This window comes from Stenotrophomonas sp. PS02301, assembly GCF_029959485.1.
GTDB lineage: Bacteria > Pseudomonadota > Gammaproteobacteria > Xanthomonadales > Xanthomonadaceae > Stenotrophomonas > Stenotrophomonas maltophilia_Z.
Genome location: NZ_JASCOO010000188.1, coordinates 1 through 1,777 on the forward strand (window position 1 = coordinate 1; position 1,777 = coordinate 1,777).

3 protein-coding genes are annotated in these 1,777 nt (G+C 70.3%); all 3 read left to right on the top strand.

Going from position 1 to position 1,777, the window contains the following annotated elements; all coding sequences use genetic code 11:
* The coding region (gene exbB / locus QMX81_RS20825) for a tonB-system energizer ExbB (RefSeq protein WP_282264379.1) at nucleotides 1-574 on the top strand (574 nt) is incomplete at its 5' end.
* A gap of 9 nt (nucleotides 575-583) precedes the next feature.
* On the top strand, nucleotides 584-1,009 hold the full coding sequence (gene exbD, locus QMX81_RS20830) for a TonB system transport protein ExbD (protein ID WP_121039548.1): 426 nt from the start codon (nucleotides 584-586) through the stop codon (nucleotides 1,007-1,009).
* Nucleotides 1,006-1,734: an energy transducer TonB gene (locus QMX81_RS20835; protein ID WP_121039545.1), complete on the top strand. Its 729-nt coding sequence runs from the start codon at nucleotides 1,006-1,008 to the stop codon at nucleotides 1,732-1,734. Before exbD ends, QMX81_RS20835 begins: the two co-directional genes overlap by 4 nt.
* The last annotated feature ends 43 nt before the right edge of the window (nucleotides 1,735-1,777 follow it).

Below are 1,777 nucleotides of genomic sequence, written 5' to 3' on the forward strand. Positions count from 1 at the left end.
CTGGGAGCTGGGCCGGCAGCTGACGCGGCTGCGCCAGGCGCGCGCGCTGCTGCTGCAGGCCGCGCATCTGCCGGTGGCGCAGACGCATCCGCTGCTGGACGACGGCGCGGCGCATGACCTGATCGACGCGGCCCGGACCGAGCTGCGCCTCTCGCAGGATGCGCAGGATCCGGTCGGGATCAAGGAACGGGTCGCCTCGCGCCTGGAACGCATCGAGCTGGCGCATGCGCGGCAGCTGCGCACCGGGGTGGGGCTGCTCGCCAGCATCGGCGCGATCGCGCCGTTCGTCGGCTTGTTCGGCACGGTGTGGGGGATCATGAACAGTTTCATCGGCATCGCCCACGCCAACACTACCAACCTGGCCGTGGTCGCACCGGGCATCGCCGAGGCGTTGCTTGCCACTGCGCTCGGCCTGGTCGCAGCGATTCCCGCCGTGGTGATCTACAACCACTTCACCCGCGTGCTGGCCGGCATCCGCGGCTTGCTCGGTGATCTGTCGGCCGGCGTGCAGCAGCTGGTCTCGCGCGATCTGGACCGGCTCGGCAATGCGCCGGCTGTCCGCGACGCGCGCTGAGGACCGGTCATGGCCATCAAGACCGCCCGGCACGACGACGACGCGCTGGAAGAAAGCCACGAAATCAACGTCACCCCCTTCATCGACGTCATGCTGGTGCTGCTGATCATCTTCATGGTCGCCGCGCCGCTGGCCACGGTGGATACGCCGGTGGAGCTGCCGGCCAGCACCGCGCAGCCGCAGCCGCGCGATGCCGAACCGGTGTTCCTCTCGGTGCAGGCCGATCTGTCGCTGAGCGTGAACGATGTGCCGGTCGGCACTGACGGGCTGAATGCCACGCTGGAGCGGCTGACCGCTGGCGACCACGAACAGCGCATCTACCTGCGTGCCGATCAGGCCGTGCCGTATGGCGACCTGATGCAGACCATGAACGCGCTGCGCGCGGCTGGGTATCGCCGGATCGCGCTGGTGGGCGTGGAGCAGCGCAGCGAATGAGCCGCGACACCGCCGCGACACTGCGCTGGGCAGGCAGCCTCGCCCTCGTGCTGGCTATGCATGCCGTGCTGATCGGCGGCGCGCTGTGGTGGCAGCAGCGTGCGCCGGTGCGGGTCAGTGACACGCCGGTGGAAGCGGTGATGGTGGAGTTGGCGCCGGTACCGGAGGCGCCGTCCGCACCGCCGAAGGAGATCCCGCCCGGGCCGTTGCAACAGGAACAGCATCGGCCCGAGCCTACGCCGGTGCCCAAGGAGGATCTCCCGCCGGACGACACCCCGGACACGCAGGACGTCCTGCGTCGCGAGACACCCCGCGAAGCAGCGCCGACCGACCAGCACAACGTGGACCAGACCCTGGCACCGCCGGCGGTGTCCGCACGCCCGTCCGAGCGCTATGCCGCCACGCAGACGGTGGCTGGCCGCCAGGGCAGCGCGACCGTCACCTGGCAGGGCCTGCTGCTGGGCCATCTGGAACAGTACCGTCGTTATCCGCGCCAGGCCGAGCGTCTGCGCCAGCAGGGCGTGGCCTATGTGCGCTTCTCGGTGGACCGGCAGGGTAACGCCTCCAACATCCGGCTGGGCCAGAGCAGCGGCCATCCGCTGCTGGATGAGGAAACGTTGGCCACGGTGCGGCGCGGCAGCCCGTTGCCGCCGCCGCCAGCAGAGATCACCGGCGACCCGGTGGAGGTGATGGTGCCGGTGACGTTCTTCCTGCGGCGGCGTTGAGCCGTGTGTCACATGCGCTGCACGGGCGCGCTGGCCTGAGGCC